General features: G+C 70.4%; 14 protein-coding genes. 9 read left to right on the top strand and 5 right to left on the bottom strand.

From position 1 onward, the window contains the following. Nucleotides 1-44: 44 nt before the first annotated feature. Nucleotides 45-1,199 (bottom strand): peptidoglycan-binding domain-containing protein, encoded by a 1,155-nt coding sequence (locus AC1DP3_RS09760; RefSeq protein WP_477292971.1) that lies wholly within the window; start codon nucleotides 1,197-1,199, stop codon nucleotides 45-47. A gap of 141 nt (nucleotides 1,200-1,340) precedes the next feature. Here AC1DP3_RS09760 and AC1DP3_RS09755 point away from each other — a divergent pair, with 141 nt between their 5' ends. Beyond that, complete coding sequence (locus AC1DP3_RS09755; protein ID WP_477292970.1) at nucleotides 1,341-1,700, top strand: MmcQ/YjbR family DNA-binding protein; 360 nt, start codon at nucleotides 1,341-1,343, stop codon at nucleotides 1,698-1,700. On the opposite strand, the gene AC1DP3_RS09750 is transcribed toward AC1DP3_RS09755, so the two are convergent. Next, nucleotides 1,697-2,500, bottom strand: a complete 804-nt coding sequence (locus tag AC1DP3_RS09750; RefSeq protein WP_477292969.1) for an isocitrate lyase/PEP mutase family protein — start codon at nucleotides 2,498-2,500, stop codon at nucleotides 1,697-1,699. The two genes, AC1DP3_RS09755 and AC1DP3_RS09750, sit on opposite strands and share 4 nt — an antisense overlap. A gap of 13 nt (nucleotides 2,501-2,513) precedes the next feature. After that, complete coding sequence (locus tag AC1DP3_RS09745) at nucleotides 2,514-4,019, bottom strand: MFS transporter (RefSeq protein WP_477292968.1); 1,506 nt, start codon at nucleotides 4,017-4,019, stop codon at nucleotides 2,514-2,516. A 102-nt stretch (nucleotides 4,020-4,121) separates the two neighbouring features. Between AC1DP3_RS09745 and AC1DP3_RS09740 the strand changes: the two genes are divergently transcribed. The 5 genes from AC1DP3_RS09740 (at nucleotide 4,122) to AC1DP3_RS09720 (ending at nucleotide 7,884) form a co-directional block, all read left to right on the top strand. Then, a complete protein-coding gene (locus AC1DP3_RS09740; protein WP_477292967.1) occupies nucleotides 4,122-4,733 on the top strand; it encodes a TetR/AcrR family transcriptional regulator in 612 nt (203 codons plus the stop codon). Between the two features lie 111 nt (nucleotides 4,734-4,844). Next, a complete protein-coding gene (locus tag AC1DP3_RS09735) occupies nucleotides 4,845-5,687 on the top strand; it encodes a helix-turn-helix transcriptional regulator (protein WP_477292966.1) in 843 nt (280 codons plus the stop codon). 143 nt (nucleotides 5,688-5,830) lie between these two features. Beyond that, nucleotides 5,831-6,295 (top strand): RidA family protein, encoded by a 465-nt coding sequence (locus AC1DP3_RS09730; protein ID WP_477292965.1) that lies wholly within the window; start codon nucleotides 5,831-5,833, stop codon nucleotides 6,293-6,295. Nucleotides 6,296-6,352: 57 nt separating this feature from the next. Then, nucleotides 6,353-7,069: an alpha/beta fold hydrolase gene (locus AC1DP3_RS09725; protein ID WP_477292964.1), complete on the top strand. Its 717-nt coding sequence runs from the start codon at nucleotides 6,353-6,355 to the stop codon at nucleotides 7,067-7,069. A gap of 149 nt (nucleotides 7,070-7,218) precedes the next feature. Next, nucleotides 7,219-7,884, top strand: a complete 666-nt coding sequence (locus tag AC1DP3_RS09720; protein WP_477292963.1) for a hypothetical protein — start codon at nucleotides 7,219-7,221, stop codon at nucleotides 7,882-7,884. Here the strand turns inward: AC1DP3_RS09720 and AC1DP3_RS09715 are convergent. After that, nucleotides 7,827-9,149 carry a glycosyltransferase gene (locus AC1DP3_RS09715; RefSeq protein ID WP_477292962.1) on the bottom strand — a complete coding sequence of 441 codons (1,323 nt, stop codon included), beginning with the start codon at nucleotides 9,147-9,149 and terminating at the stop codon, nucleotides 7,827-7,829. The genes AC1DP3_RS09720 and AC1DP3_RS09715 overlap by 58 nt on opposite strands. Then, nucleotides 9,146-11,302, bottom strand: coding sequence for a glycosyltransferase (locus AC1DP3_RS09710; RefSeq protein WP_477292961.1), 2,157 nt, complete (start codon nucleotides 11,300-11,302; stop codon nucleotides 9,146-9,148). The genes AC1DP3_RS09715 and AC1DP3_RS09710 overlap by 4 nt, the downstream gene beginning before the upstream one ends. 93 nt (nucleotides 11,303-11,395) lie before the next feature. Between AC1DP3_RS09710 and AC1DP3_RS09705 the strand changes: the two genes are divergently transcribed. From AC1DP3_RS09705 to AC1DP3_RS09695, 3 genes are all read left to right on the top strand, one after another. Beyond that, nucleotides 11,396-12,610, top strand: coding sequence for a polysaccharide pyruvyl transferase family protein (locus tag AC1DP3_RS09705; RefSeq protein WP_477292960.1), 1,215 nt, complete (start codon nucleotides 11,396-11,398; stop codon nucleotides 12,608-12,610). A gap of 83 nt (nucleotides 12,611-12,693) precedes the next feature. After that, nucleotides 12,694-14,418, top strand: coding sequence for a long-chain-fatty-acid--CoA ligase (locus tag AC1DP3_RS09700; protein WP_477292959.1), 1,725 nt, complete (start codon nucleotides 12,694-12,696; stop codon nucleotides 14,416-14,418). Nucleotides 14,419-14,594: 176 nt separating this feature from the next. Next, entirely contained in the window at nucleotides 14,595-15,476 is an 882-nt protein-coding gene (locus AC1DP3_RS09695) for a CHAD domain-containing protein (RefSeq protein ID WP_477292958.1), read from the top strand. The last annotated feature ends 17 nt before the right edge of the window (nucleotides 15,477-15,493 follow it).

Below are 15,493 nucleotides of genomic sequence, written 5' to 3'. Positions count from 1 at the left end.
GCCTGCGGCGGCGAGCGTAGGCCGGCGCAGTGAGGTCGTCGCCGCTACGGAGTCGGGGATTCCTCAGGCTCGCTCGAGGGTTCGGTCGAGGGCTCGGGCTCGGGTTCGGGCTGCTTGAGCTCCAGCAGCCCCTGCTGGAAGGCGGCGATGGTGGCCGCATCGACGTTTCCGGTCGGCTCCACACCCAGCTCGACCTGGAATGCCTTGACCGCCTCGGTCAGCTCCGGCGTCCACGCGCCATCGACCGGACCGTCCCAGAACCCGGCGAGCTTCAGGGTCTGCTGGATCGCGGCGGTGGTGGCCAAAGACTCCTGCGCCGCAGCCCCGCCGAGCGCCAGCAGCTCGGCCTGGAGAGCAGCGGCCGTAGCCTTGTCGACGGTCCCCGTCACAGGGAGCCCGTTCGCCTTCTGCACGTCTTCGACTGCCGCGACGGTCGCGGGCCCGTAGATCCCGTCGACGGCGCCGGCGTAGTGACCCGTGTCGGCGAGATCCTGCTGCAGCGCCATCGTGTAGGCGCTCACCGCCGCGACGGCCTGCACCTGCTGGTCGTCGGTGAGGCACCCGGCATCCGCGAACAGGCGAAGCCATGCCATCTCGAGTGCGACCGCGGCGCTGTTGAACAGCTCGGAGGCGTCGGTCAACGGGGTGTCTTCGGTGACGGCATCCTGAGTCGAAGTGAACTCCGACTCCGCCTGCGTCACGCGCTCGACGGAGGCCGCGGGGGCCAGCGGTGCGGCAGTCGTGGGGTCGGGGACGGGTTCGGCGGCGGTCCCGGAGGCGTCCGCCTGCGCTTGGGCGAGCTTCGTGCGGGCGTCGGCGAGGTCCTGCTCAGCCGCAGTGAGGTCATCCTGGGCATGAACGGCGGCCTCGGCGCTGTCCATGGCGTCTTGGCTCGGCTCCGCGAGATCCGCGCCGGCGACCCGGACGTCGCCGACCGTGGGCGCGGTGTCGTTCAGCACGTCGCCATAGCGATCGAGGGCTCTGATGTAGGCCTCGCTCGCCTGGCAGAAGTCGTCTGACGCGGTTGTCAGCTCGGACTGGGCGTCGGCGACCGCCTTCTCTTTGGAATTCACCTGCGCCTGCGCCCGATCGACGTCACTGATCTCGACGGAGCAGCCCGCGAGTCCGCCGGCGAGAAGGGCGACGGACAGCACGGCGGCCGCACGAAGCGTCGGAAAAGCTGCGGCGGAAAGGGTCACTGGTGCCTCCTGGCGAGAAGAAGATCTACCGCTCATCATGACACCGGCTTGCCCGCGGGGCCCTCGCGGCGCCGGATCGTCGTCCAACAAGGATGGACCCTGCACCTCGTGCGTCCGTGGGGGTGGCGGCATACTGTTCGCGTGACCCCCGACGAGCTCCACGCCTACTGCGCGGCGAAGCCGGGAGCGTGGGAGGACCAGCCCTGGGAGGGTGAGCTGGTCTTCAAGGTGGGGCCCGTCGAGCGCGGCAAGATCTTCGTCTTCTTCGGCACTCCTGCGACGATCGGCGTCAAGGCGGCCAGGACACGCGATGAAGCCGACGAGTGGCTCATCCGGTATCCGGACGATGCGAAGGCGTCGCCCTACATCGGTCGATCGGGATGGAACGTGCTTCGCACGACCGGCGGGATTCCCGATGACGAGCTGCTCGAGGCGATCGACACCTCGTACGAGCTCGTCATCGCCGGACTCCCCAAGAAGCTGCGACCCGACGGCTCTTAGTCCCCGTCCGGCGCGGGGACCCCGATGTCGAATCGCCGCTGCATGTCGGCATAGCCGATGGCGCCATCGAGGAATCCGAGGGTGCCGGAGTCCAGCAGTTCGCGTCCTGCTCGATCTATCGCCGTCAGCGCCGCCCGGGCGATGCTGCCGCCCAGACTCACCCGCCGCACCCCGAGCGACAGAAGCGTCGGCGCATCGATGATGGTCGGAGCGAGCCCCGCGACGATGTTGAGCGGGGCGGGGATCTCTGCCGCCAGGCGGCGGATGGTCTCTGCGTCATTCACACCCGGCACGAAGATGCAGTCCGCGCCTGCCTCGACATAGCGGACCGCCCGGTCGATCGTCGCTCTGAACGGGTCCTCCGTCGTGCGGGTGAAGTACGCATCGGTGCGGGCGTTCAGGACGAAAGTGCCTGCCGGGGCGGCGGAGCGGGCGGCCGCGAGCCGGTCCGCCGCCGTGTCGATGTCGAGCAGGATGCCGCGCACGGCGTCTTCGATGTTGCCTCCGGCGACGCCGAGTCCGGCGGCTCGTGCGACGGTGCGCCCGACCGCCTCCGGGCTCTCGCCGTACCCCGCTTCGAGATCGGCGCTCACCGGGACCCCGGCGGCCGCCACGATGGCGGCGACCCGCTCCAGCATCATGTCGAGGCTCAGCGCCTCGCCGTCCGGAACGCCGCACGACCAGGCGATCCCGGCACTCGTGGTGGCGATCGCCGGAAAGCCGACCTGCTGCAGGATGCGCGCAGATCCGGCATCCCACGCATTGGGGATCACGAACCCGGGATCGGAGTGAGCGCTCACCCCCCGCGGTGGGTCAGTGTGCGATCACCGGCTCCGAATCGACGGCCGTGGCGGCGGCCTGATCGTGCGAGAGCGAGGCGCCGTCGCCGCGGCGACGGAACAGCAGGGCCGACATCACCGCACCGGAGGCGAAGAAGGCTGCCCCCCACCAGTACGCGGTGGCGTAGCTGGCCATCGCGGCATCGACGCCGACGTCCGGGGTGATCGGCGTGTGGGAGGCCAGATAGTCGGCGGCAGCGGTCGCCGCGAGCGTGTTGAGCAGTGCCGTCCCGATCGATCCGCCCACCTGCTGGCTCGTGTTCACCGTCGCCGACGCGACGCCGGCGAACTCGCGGTTCACACCCAGGGTGGCTGTCTGCATCGAGGCGGGCATGATGGTGCCCATCGCGAAGCCGATCAGCATGAGCGGCGGCATGACGTGGGTGGCGTAGATGCTCGACTCATCCAGGAACGTCAGCCCGATCATCCCGATCATCCCGAGCGTCATGCCGGCGGGCACCAGGACCTTGGGACCGAACCTCGGCACGAAGATGTTCGTTCCGAGCTGGGCGGCGAGCACCAGCATCCCGATCATCGGCAGGAAGGCGAGCCCCGTCTGGATCGGCGAGTAGCCCAGGGTGAGCTGCAGGTAGTACGTGACGAAGAGGAAGATCCCGAACATTCCCGCGCCCGCGATCATCACCGACAGGAAGGCGGCGCCGCGGTTGCGGTCGAGCACGATCTCGAGCGGGAGGAGCGGATGCGCGGCGCGGCGCTGCCACAGCACGAACGCGCTGAGCAGGATCACCGCGCCGACGAGCATTCCCCACGTGAGCGGTGAATCCCAGCCGTCGGTCTCGGCGTTCGAGAAGCCGAAGACGAGACCGAAGAGGCCGCCCGAGACGAGGAGGGTTCCGGGGACGTCGAGCTTCGGGCGCGGGCCCGTCCGTGCGATGAAGGGGATGTAGATCAGTGCCCCGATCAGCGCGGCGGCCGCGATGAAGACGTTGATGTAGAGGTTCCAGCGCCAGTTGAAGGCCTCGGTGAGGATGCCGCCGAGGAGCAGCCCGATGGCACCGCCGGCTCCGGCGATCGCGCCGAAGACTCCGAAGGCTCGTGCGCGCTCCTTGGGGATCACGAAGGTGGTCGTCAGCACGGCGAGTGCTGTCGGGGCGAGGAGCGCGGCGAACGCCCCCTGCATCGCGCGTGCCGTCACCAGAAGTTCGAATGTGCCGGCCGCGCCGCCGAACGCGGAGGCGATGGCGAAGCCGATCAGTCCGATGACGAACGTGCGTTTGCGACCCATGAGGTCGGAGAGGCGGCCGCCCAGCAGCAGCAGACTCCCGAAGGCGAGCGAATAGGCCGTGATGATCCATTGGCGCTGGCCGTCGGTGAAGCCCAGGTCGGCCTGCGCGGAGGGGAGGGCGATGTTCACGACGGTGGCATCGAGCACCACCATGAGCTGCGCGAGGCCGACGACGGCCAGGGTGATCCAGCGACGGCGGCCGCCGGTCTGGACAAGCGGGGAAGGAGAAGTCATACGGTGAGCATATACGGTACTATTGAGTTCCGGATCTACCCGGTTCAGGAATTTACCCGCCGGTAATATCGGAGGGACCGCACGAGAAGGAGGGTGACTGCAATGGCGCAGGCCGACCTCGATGACAGACCCCGCCTCGGCCGAAAGCGCGATCACACCCGCGATCCCGAGATCCTGGAGGCGGCTCTCGACGTGCTGGCCGAGACCGGCTACGACGGCATGACCATCGACATGGTCGCCGCGCGGGCGAAGGCCGGCAAGGCGACCCTCTACCGCCGGTGGGCGTCCAAACCCGAGCTCGTCCTCGATGCGGTCGCCTGCTTGAAGGCCAAGGACCTCGACCTCAATGCGCTGCCCGACACGGGGAGCCTCCGCGGCGATCTGGTCGCCATGGTGAAGCCTCCCACCATCCAGGAGAGCGAGCGCAAGCTCAAGGTGATGGCCGGCATCGTCTCGATGATCGCCCGGGACCCGCAGCTGGCTGCAGCAGCGCAGGAGGCGCTCGTCGAACCGCGCGCGGCCGTCAATCGCGTCATCTTCGGGCGTGCAATCGAGCGGGGCGAGATCTCAGCCGACCTCGACGTCGAGACCCTGTGCATGATCGGACCCTCCATGGTCGCCTATCGCGTGCTCATGCTGGGGAAGCCCGTCGACCGCGACTTCCTTCTCGAGACGATCGACCGGATCATCCTTCCCGCGGCCTTCGCGCGCTGAGCGATCGGCCGGGTCCGACAGCGACTGGCCGCGCATTTTCGAAACTCCGCGACTGCGGATGAGAGCGGTCCCAAACACGCTACCGTGGGACTTTTCCGGGAGAGGAGCGCGGTGTCGGCGGAGTCACTCGCACTGGGCATCTTCCTGCGGGCGCGACGAAACGTGTGTCAGCCCGAAGATCACGGGATCTTCCGCGAGGAAGGCCGTCGGGTGCCCGGCCTGAAGCGCGACGAGGTGGCCCGCCTGGCGGGCATCAGCGCGGAGTACTACCTGCGCCTCGAGCAGGGCCGCAGCACCCGGCCGTCCGATCAGGTGCTCCACTCGCTCGCACGGGCGCTGCACCTCGATGCCGAATCGCGCCAGTACCTCTTCCGCCTCGCCAGCGGCGACGTGCGCAGTGCGTATGTGGCTTCGGGAGACTCGATCGCCCGGATCGACCGGATCCTGCGTCCGTGGATGCACGCTCCGGCCTACGTCACGGACTGCAATCGCGACATCATCGCGTCCAATCCCCTCGCCACCGTCTTCGGCAACGGGGGACTGACGGTCGGGGCGAACGTCGCGGTGTACATCTTCACCGACCGGATGAAGAAGACGCTCGGCGACGCGTGGGAGGAGATGGCCCGCGGGACGCTCGCCGGCCTGCGACGCGACGCAGAGCCGTTCTCACCTCGGTTGAACGAGATCGTCGATCAGCTGTCGGGCGATCCGGAGTTCACGCGACTCTGGGCACGGCACGACGTCTCGGGCACGGAGGACGCGCATGTGCTCATGACCATCGAGGGGCTCGGCACCCTCGAGATCGAGGTTCAGAATTTCGGCGTCAGGAGCATGCCGGGGCATCTGCTCACGGTGCTCTCCGCGCCGCCCCAGAGCACCGCCTCCCGCATCGTCTCCCACTTGGCAGGCACGGCCAGCCTGCATCCCGACGCGATCCTGGTCGCCGCCGACTGACGGTGACGGCATCCTGCGCCCGCCCACCGCCTTCCCGGCCGAAGGGGGTACCAGCAGGGGCACGCACGTCGCACCGCAGCGCCCCTAGCGTGAGCAATGGTCCGCCACTGGGTCGGGCGGGGACGAGCTGAGGAGTATGTGCCATGGGTGCGATCACGGATCGAATCGCTGAACTCGGAGTCGACATCCCGTCGCAGGCGGCAGCGCCGGCAGGCGTGTATGTGCCCGCTGTCGTGAGCGGCAGCTACGTCTACACGGCCGGCCAGCTCCCATTCGTGGACGGCGCCCTCCCGGCGACCGGCAAGGTCGGCGGCACCGTGAGCGCCGAATCCGCCAAGGACCTGGCGCGGATCAGCGCCATCAATGCGCTCGCCGCGGTCGCGACCGTGATCGGCTCGCTCGACCGGGTCACCCGCATCGTGAAGGTCGTCGGGTTCGTGTCGTCCGACCCGGAGTTCTACGGCCAGGCGGGCGTGCTCAACGGAGCTTCCGAGCTCCTCGGCGACATCTTCGGCGCAGCGGGGGTTCATGCCCGCAGCGCCGTGGGGGTGGCCGTGCTTCCGCTCAATTCGCCCGTCGAGGTCGAACTCATCGTCGAGTTCGCGTGACAGCATCCCGCGCCTGTCCCGCTGTCCGCAGCATCCCCCGAAGAGAAGAGAAGAACCGTGTCTGAATCCTTCACCGTCGTGCTCGTCCATGGCGCATTCGCCGAATCGTCGAGCTGGACGGGTGTCCTCGCGAACCTCCACGCCCGCGGTGTCGCCGCGATCGCCACGCCGAACCAGCTGCGCAGCGTCACCACCGACGCAGACAACGTGCGCCGTGCGGTCGAGTCGGTCGGAGGCCCTGTACTCCTCGTCGGCCACTCGTACGGCGGGGCGGTCATCACCGAGGCGGCGGTGGGCGACGACGCGGTGAAGGGCCTCGTGTACGTCGCGGCGTTCGCACCCGACCACGGCGAGACCGCTCTGGGTCTCACCGGCCAGTTCCCCGGCAGCACGCTGGGCGAGACGGTGCGGGCGATCCCCCTCGCGGACGGCACGAACGACCTCATCGTCGATCGCGAGCTCTTCCCGAACCAATTCGCCGGCGACGTGCCGCTCGCCGATGCCCAGATCGCCGCGGCGACCCAGCGCGCCATCCGCGACTTCGCGCTCACCGAGCCGCAGCCGGCCGAGGTCTCCGCATGGAAGACCCTGCCGTCGTGGTTCGTCTACGGCACCGGCGACAAGAACATCCCCGCCGAGGGCCTGAAGTTCATGGCCGATCGCGCCGGCTCGCTGAAGACCGTCGAGATTCCGGATGCCTCGCACTCGGTGATGGTGTCGCATCCGGATGCGGTCGCGGACCTCATCGTCGGCGCCCTCGCCTACCTGTCCTGACAGAACCCCCGGAAGAGAAACGAGCGCGAGCGCGGCGCGGAGCCGTGACCGGCGCAGAGACGGGGCGTCACCTTCGGATGGCGCCCCGTTTCGGCTGCCGCCCGATCGGATCGTCGGCGGGTCCCGGCGCCTCTGCATAGACTCGCGAGGTGCGTCCTGTCTCCGTCATCCTCCCGTGGCGCCCCGCTCCCTCCCGCATGGACGCGTTCGAGCGCGTCACGGACTGGTACACGCGGATGCTGCCCGAGCTGCGGCTGTCGACCATCGACTCGCCGGACCCCGTGTTCAACCTGGCGCTCTGCCGCAACCTCGCGGTGGCCTCGCTCGACGATCCGGACGACGTGGTCGTCCTCAGCGACGCAGACACCCTGCCTGAGCCGGACGCCCTCCGCACCGCGGTCGACGCGGCCCGCACGTCTGACCGCGTCCACCTGCCCTACACCGCGTACCACTGGCTCGGACCGGTCGGCTCCGCCCAGTTCGCGGCCGGCGTTCCGCTCGAGGACTGCGACTTCGACCTCATCAACGGCGCGTGTTCGGGCGTCTACGTCACCACACGACGGGCGTGGGAACGGCACGGGGGACAGGATCCCCGCTTCCGGGGATGGGGCTATGAGGATGCCGCCTGGAACCTCGCGCACACGACGATGCTCGGAGCCCCTCCCCAGCGTCATGTCGGTCGCGTCTACGCCCTGCACCACCATGCCGAGACGCGGGCGGGCACGCAGTACGAGGCGAACGCGGCGCTGATGGAGCGCTACCGCGACGCCTCCGGCGACGCGCCGGCGATGGCCTCGCTCATCAGCGAGCGATAGGCGCGCTCCGGGCCCGACTCAGCCCGCTGGTCGGCAACGACGCGCCGGAGTATCTCCTCGTCGATCGCGCTTCGGTCGAGGACGCTCTCGAGGGCTTCGCGCAGTTCTGCCACCGTGGCGTCGTTGGGTGCGAGCGCCACGCCGAGCCGAGCGGCCTCCACGGCTGCAGCCCCCGCGAACTGGTCGGTGGAGAAGGGCAGCACCAGCAGCGGAACTCCGGCGCCGAGCGCCTCGGTCACCGAGTTGTTGCCACCGTGGGTGACGGCCGCGGCGGCGGCGCCCAGGATCCGGACCTGCGGGAGGTGCGACCGGACGAGCCAGTCCTCGGGCAGCGGCCCGAGCGCCGCGGGCGGGGTGGATCCGGTCGCGATCGCCGCGCGGGCGCCGGAGGCGCGGAGGGCATCGCAGACCCTCCGCAGCACGTCGTCGCGCACAGACAGGAAGCTTCCGAAGCTCACGTAGACGAAGGGAGCGGCATCCGCCAGCCATTCGTCCGCCTGCGGGTCGGCCGGCTCGTCCCGGCGGGTGGAGCCGAGGAACACCGCCCCGCGCACCGCTGTCGCGCCGGCGAGCTGCTGCGGGTAGTTGTAGAGCACGCGGGGCCCGTGCTCGCTGAAGCCGGACCGCGACGGACGCGCGTCCGGGTCGAGCGCGCGGGCGGTCTCGTTCCACTCGGCCGTGAAGTTCGCCGAGACGCGGGCACAGAGAGCGCGCAGCTCCTCGACCTCGGCGGGCCGGGGGTGGAAGGCGGCCGGCCACGCGGGCGGAAGGCCGTAGAGCTCGTCCTCGGCGGGAAGGGCGCTGGGATGCCCCAGCACCACGTCTGCGAAATCGTGACCCGCCACCGAGAGCGCCAACCGGGCGCTGAAGGCGAGGTGGTCGATGAGGATCGCATCCGGCTTCAGCTCTTCGACGATGCGCAGGGTCGAGGTGCCCGCGGTCACCGGATCCCACATGAGGTCGGTGAGCCGCTCCCGCGCCTGATATGCCAGCGTCGGGATCATTCCGTCGCGAGTGGCGGCGAAGAAGCCGCGCAGGGAATCGGCCTCATCGTCGGGCTGCTCGTCGGCGCTGATGATGCCGGGGTTCGATCCGCGGCCCAGCTGGAGCGCGACTCGTTCGAAGCCGAATGACTCCACGATGCCGGCGGTCGAGGGGCCGGTCGCGACGACGACGCGGTGACCGCGCTCCTTCCAGGCCGTCGCGAGCGTCGCGAGTGGCAGAAGGTGCGACGCGTAGTCAGGGCTGATGACGAGGAGCGTCATACGGCCCGCTCCACGGGCTTGCGCAGCTCCGCCTCTTCGGCGGCCACGGCCCGGTACACGCCGTCGAGGGTCGCCGCCATGCGCTGGATCGTGAAGCGGTCGCGCACCATCGCCCGCGACTCGTCGGCCCGCAGCTCGTCCGCTTCACCCCCGGCCTCCGCTAGTGCCGAGCCGAGCGCCGCCCGCAGCGCGCCGACGTTCCAGGTCGCGGTGAGCCGGCCTGTCACGCCGTCCTGCACGTAGGTCGCCGGGCCACCGGCATCCGGAGCCACCACATACAGGCCGCACGCCATCGCCTCGAGCAGTGCGATGCCGAACTCCTCCTTGATGCTCGCGCAGGCATAGATGCCCCGCGGTGCGTTCGCCCCGGGAAGCCCGAAGCGCGCGGCCGCCATCCATCGCGCCGTCACGTCGTTCGGCCGGTGCCCGGCCAGCAGGAGCCCGGAGTCTGCCCGCGCGCTCGCCGGGACGATGTGCTCGATGAGGTCGAGCTGCTCCCGTTCGTCCAGCGACGGGGAGTCCAGGTCGCCGCCGATGATCAGCAGGTTGGCGTGCTCGGCGAGGTCGCCGGCCCATGCTTCGACGAGCGTCGCCATGCCCTTGACCCTGTGCAGCCGGCCGACGCTGACGATCAGCGGAAGCCCGCGCCGGTGCGGGCTCAGCGTCTCGACCAGAGCGCGAAGCTCCTCGATCGCAGGGCCGGCCGCTCCTCCTGCGGCCGCCTCCGAGGCGTCGGCGACGGCGGCATCGATGGTGGACAGGTCGACGCCTTCGGGAACGATGGAGTGGCGTTCGGCATGCGCCGTCAGGTCGATGCCTACGAGCCGGCGCATGTCGTCATCCAGCCGGGGTCGCGGGAAGAGAACGGTGTGCGACGCGTTCGCGGCGAGCCGCTGCACGAGGCGCGTGCGGAACCAGAAGTGCTCCGCGATGTCGACATCGCCGAACGTCTCGCGCGTGAGCCTCCCGGCGCGATCGAGCGATTCGATGACGGCATGCGGATCGGGCGCCACAGTGAAAACGACCGGGATGCCGAGCTCGCGCGCGACGTCGGCGGCGGCGAGGCTGCCGACATCCGCCATCCGCAGGTGGAGCAGGTCCACGCCACCCACGGCTCGCAGCAGGCGACGGATGCCGCGCCGCACCGTGACGCGAAGGGGCCACGCCGCGGCGGACGGCATCGGAGCCGCGAACAGCGGGATGCGGCCGTAGACATGACCTCGATCGCCCCCGCGCAGCGAGATCAAGTCCGATGCGGCATCGGTGATCGAGCCGCGCGACAGCGTGATCACGCGGGCGACGGAGCCTTCGTCGATCGCGACGAGCGCGTCGCCCAGGCGGACGAGAAGCGTCGCGATGCCGCCGTTGTCTCCGGCACCCGCCGATCTCAGGGCGGGGTCGATGTCGGCGTGCAGGAAGAGCTGCGCCACTGTCAGCGCTCCGGGGTGTCGGACCTCGACGGGCATCACCGCCGCGTCGAGGTCGAGCAGGGCCAGCAGCGCCGCACCACCCAGCTGCCCCTCCTCCGTGGTGAGCGACTCCAGGGTCTCCACGAGGTCAGGTGCGGCGGTGCGCTGCCCGAGGGCCGCCGTCGCAGCGATGCGCACGGACTCCGCTTCTTTCGCATCCACCACGATCCGAAGGAGGGGAGCAGTGGCGATCGGGGAGCGCACGAGCCCGAGAGTCTCGACGAGACGGCTGCGCGGAGAGGGGCCGGTCACGCCCAGGAGCGCGGCCTCCACGCCCACGACGAGGAGCTCGGGCACGGCGGCCGACCAGCGCTCGAGCGAGCGCTGGGCGAGCATTCCGGTGAAGCCCCCGGCGACGATCAGCGACAGGAGCCTGGCCACGGCATCGGGCCGCGGCATCCCGCTGCCCAGCGCCCAGGCCGCGTGCTCGCGCACGAACGCGCGGTCGTCGTCGAGCAGCTGCACCAGCAGGCGTCCGGCCTCGCCGTCGTTGATCTCGGCGAGCGCATGGATGGCGGCGATCACGACGAGCTGGTCGGTGCCCTGGATGGCGCGGCTGAGCACTCGGAGAGTGCGAACACCGGGGTCGCGTCCCGCTTCGAACGCCAGATCGTCGGCGAGGCGCATTCCGTCGACGATGGTGGAAGCCTCGGCCACCGCGTCCAGAGACGTCTGAATCCCCACTATCGCTCCTCATCGCCGGCGCGGCAGCGCTGAGGGCGCCCGCGGGCTGATGATAGCCCGGGCGAGTGACCGGTGTACCGTGGAGCGCCCCTCTTGACACAGCCCTGGAGATCCGTGCACCTCATCGCGATCGGCGACATCGGCGTGACCGACCGGATGATGCACATCGGCGACGAGGCGATGTTCGAAGCCCTCCTCGACGAGCTCCGCCCGCGGGGTGCGACGGCGATCACTGCGCTCAGCGCCGCTCCGGGCGAATCCGCCGCGCGGTACGGCATCGCGGCGATCGAGCGCATCGGCTTCCCCATTGACCGGGCGGCGGGTGCAGCGCGGTTCCAGGCGGTGCTCGATGCCCTCGCAGGCGGGGGCACGCTGCCCGTCGACGATCCGTTCTGGACTGTTCGGGATGCTGTCGCCTCGGCCGACGGTGTGGTCGTCGCGGGCGGCGGCAATCTGGCGTCGAACTGGCCGCTCCACATCTTCGAGCGCTCGGCCCTCGCCCGGATCGCCGCCCACTTCGGCAAGCCGCTGGTCATCACCGGACAGACCCTGGGGCCGGCCCTCTCCGACGAGGACCGGCCGATCCTCGCGCAGACCCTTGCGTCGGCACGCCTGGTGGGCCTGCGCGAGCGCGCCTCGGGGGAGCTCGCCGCGGCCCTCGGCGTGGACGAGCGAGCTCGAGCCGTGACGCTCGACGATGCCGGGTTCCTCGGATGGAGCGAGCCCCTTCCCCCGCAGGAGGGATTCACCCTCGTGAGCCTCTCGACGCACCTGGGCGGGCGAGACCGCCGCGACGTCGTCGCCGGACTCGCGCGGGCGCTGGACGCGCACGCCCACGACACGGGGTGGACCACCGTCTTCCATGCGCACTGGGGATCGCTGCAGCAGGGGGAGCTTCGCGGGGATGCCGTGCTCCACGACGAGGTCCGAAAGGCGATGCGCACCGCTTCGACCGTCGAGCCCACGGGCGACCCGCGGTCGGCAGCATCCCTCGCACGCCGGGCGTCGCTGCTCGTGACGAGCCGCTATCACCCGGCCGTGTTCGCGGCTCCTGCGGGGGTTCCCATCCTCGCGCTGACCGCCGATGCCTATACGGCCGTGAAGCTCAGCGGGGCACTGGGGGCCTGGGGCCAGACGCAGGTCCACGATCTCGACATCGCGGCGGCTGACATGCTGGGCCCCGCACTTCGCGGCACGGCATCCACCGCCAGCCGCACCCGGGCGGCCGCGGAGAAGTCCCTGCCCGCGGCGCGGGCTGCCAGCGCCCGGTGGTGGGATCGCGTCGCGACCGCAGCGTCCACCCCCTGAGGCGGCGACGAGGGAGCCGACCCGCGCGCCAGGGGCGACGACCCTAGGCTGAGGGTCAACCCACCGGCCGCCAGGAGGCCAAGATGTCCGAGCAGCTCCCCCCATCCGAAGACGTCGACAGCCAGGCGCGGCCGTGGCTCGCGGCCTATGCGCCGGGAGTGCCCGCCGACATCCCGCCGGTCACCGAATCCCTCATCGACATGCTCGATGCCTCGGTGTCCCGCTACCGCAGCCGCGTCGCACTGGAGTTCTTCGGCGTGCAGACCACGTACGGCCAGCTGGGCGAGCAGGTGGCCCGGGCAGCCGAGGGCCTGCGCAAGCTGGGGGTGAAGGCCGGCGACCGCGTCGCCATCATCCTCCCCAACTGCCCCCAGCACGTGGTCGCGTTCTACGCCGCGCTCCGCCTCGGCGCCATCGTCGTCGAGCACAACCCGCTCTACACGGCACGGGAGCTGCGGCACCAGTTCGAGGTGCACGAGGCGGTCGTCGCGGTCGTCTGGGACAAGGTCGCCGACACGATCGCGGAGTTCCCCTCCGACATCGCGCCCCGCAGCATCGTCGCCGTGCGAATGACGGACGAGCTTCCCTTCGGCACCCGTCTGGCGCTGCGGCTGCCCATCCCGAAGGCGCGGGCCTCGCGGAACACCCTGACGCAGCGGCCCCAGGCGAAGGGGATCGTTCCCTGGAGCAAGGTCGCCGAGGCGCGTCCGATCTCGAAGTCCGTGCCCCGCCCTTCCGTGGAGGACGTCGCGGCGCTGCAGCTGACGAGCGGGACGACCGGACTCCCCAAGGCCGCCATCCTGAGCCACCGCAACCTCCGCTCCAACGCGGCGCAGTCGATCGCGTGGGTGCCTGACCTCACGCCCGGCCGTGAGGTCTTCTACGCGGTGCTGCCCCTCTTCCACGCGTACGGGCTCACCCTGTGCCTCACCTCCGCCCTCTCGGTCGGCGCACGGGTGGTGCTGTTCCCGAAGCCGGACGTCGACCTCGTCATCGCCGCCGCGCGCAAGACTCCGCCCACCTTCCTTCCCGCGGTGCCGCCGCTGTACGACGCCCTGGCGCGGGCCGCGGTGCGCGGCAAGCTCGATCTCTCGGGCATCCGCTTCGCCATCTCGGGCGCGATGAGCCTGCCGGTCCCGACGGTCACGCGGTGGGAGGAGATCACCGGCGGCCTGCTCGTCGAGGGGTACGGCATGACCGAGACCTCTCCGATCGCCCTCGGCAACCCGATGGGTCCGTCGCGGCGCCCGGGGACGGTCGGGGTGCCCTTCCCCAGCACCGACATCCGGGTCGTGGATCCGGATGATCCGGCTCGGGATGCGGCTCCCGGCGACCCGGGGGAGCTCCTCGTCCGAGGGCCCCAGGTGTTCCAGGGCTACTGGGGCAGGCCGGACGAGACGGCCGCTGTCCTGCTCGCGGGAGGGTGGCTGCGCACCGGCGACATCGTCACGGCATCCGATGACGGGTTCGTGACCATCATCGACCGGGTCAAAGAGCTCATCATCACCGGTGGATTCAACATCAGCCCGACCGAGGTCGAGCAGGTGCTGGCGCTGCACCCGGACGTCGTCGCGTCGGCCGTGGTCGGCCTCCCGCGCGAGGCCGGCGGCGAGGTCGTCGCAGCGGCGGTGGTCATGCGCGAGGGTGCCGTGTTCGATGCGAAGGCGCTGCGCGAGTTCTGCCGCACGAACCTCACGGCCTACAAGGTGCCGAAGAGCATCGTCCAGGTCGACGACCTGCCCCGATCCCAGATCGGCAAGGTGCTGCGGCGCGTGGTGCGCGACCAGCTGCTCGCGAACGCCGACTGAGCAAGGTCACTCCCCCGTCCCAGATAATCGGGCCCGTGCGCAACGGCGGAGATTCTGCGCGACACGCCGGCGACGCCCCGGCGCGTCGCGCGAAATCCCCGCGGTTGTGAACGGGGCGGGACCGGGCGGGTCGCGCGCGCCTTGCCCCGCAGGCGACGCATGGCGAAAATGCCGATATGGGTCACACGCTGAGCGCCGGTGAGGCGATCACGGCAGCTGTCGGGGAGCTGGTCCGTCGATTCGACGAGAGCGAGAGCGCGGCACTCGCTGGGCTCCCTGACGGCGTCCACGAGCACCGCACGGTCGTGCGGCGGCTGCGCAGCGTCCTGAAGGTGTTCGGCGAGCTGTACGACCCGTTCGCGGTGAAGCAGCTCCGCGTTCTGCTCAAGGAGTGGGGGTCCGCGCTGGGGGTGGTGCGCGACCACGAGGTCGCGGCCGACCTCGTCGAGGGACTGTCCGACGAGGTCCCGGCGGTCGGACTCGACGAACGTGTCGCCGATCGCCTGGTGCTGCCTGAGCGCGACGCAGCGTCCACGTCCCAGCGGCGACTCGCCGAGATCCACGACCTGAAGAGACTCGAAGAGATGCGTCGCCTGCTCCATGCCTTCGCCGCGGACCCGCCCTCTTCGCCTGCCGCCGCGGCGCCGGTGGACAGCATCCGGTCGACCATCATCAAGACGGCCAGTGTGGTGCTCCGCAAGTCCCGTCACCTGGAACGCTCGCTGGAAGACCGACACCTGCTCCGAAGGCGGGCCCGACGACTCCGGCACGCGGTCGAGGCGGTGACGACCGACCCGCCGGGACTGTTCGGCCGGAAGATGCGGCGCATCGGGCAGATCGCCAAGCGAATCCAGTCCGAACTCGGCGATCATCGCGACAGCGTGCTCCTGTCCAAGCGTGTCGAGCGGGCCCGACTCCTCGCAGGGCGCGCGGGGGAGGAGATCGCTCCCTACGACGAGCTCGCGGCGGCCGCCCAGGCGATCGCCGAAGACCGGCTCCGCAGGCTGAGCACCGAACGGCGAAAGCTGGCGAAGGCGGTGGACGCTGCCGACCGGTAGCCTCGTGCAGCCGCGGC

The sequence above is a fragment of the Microbacterium sp. P5_B6 genome, assembly GCF_056400345.1.
This window is presented reverse-complemented; position numbering and strand designations above follow the sequence as displayed.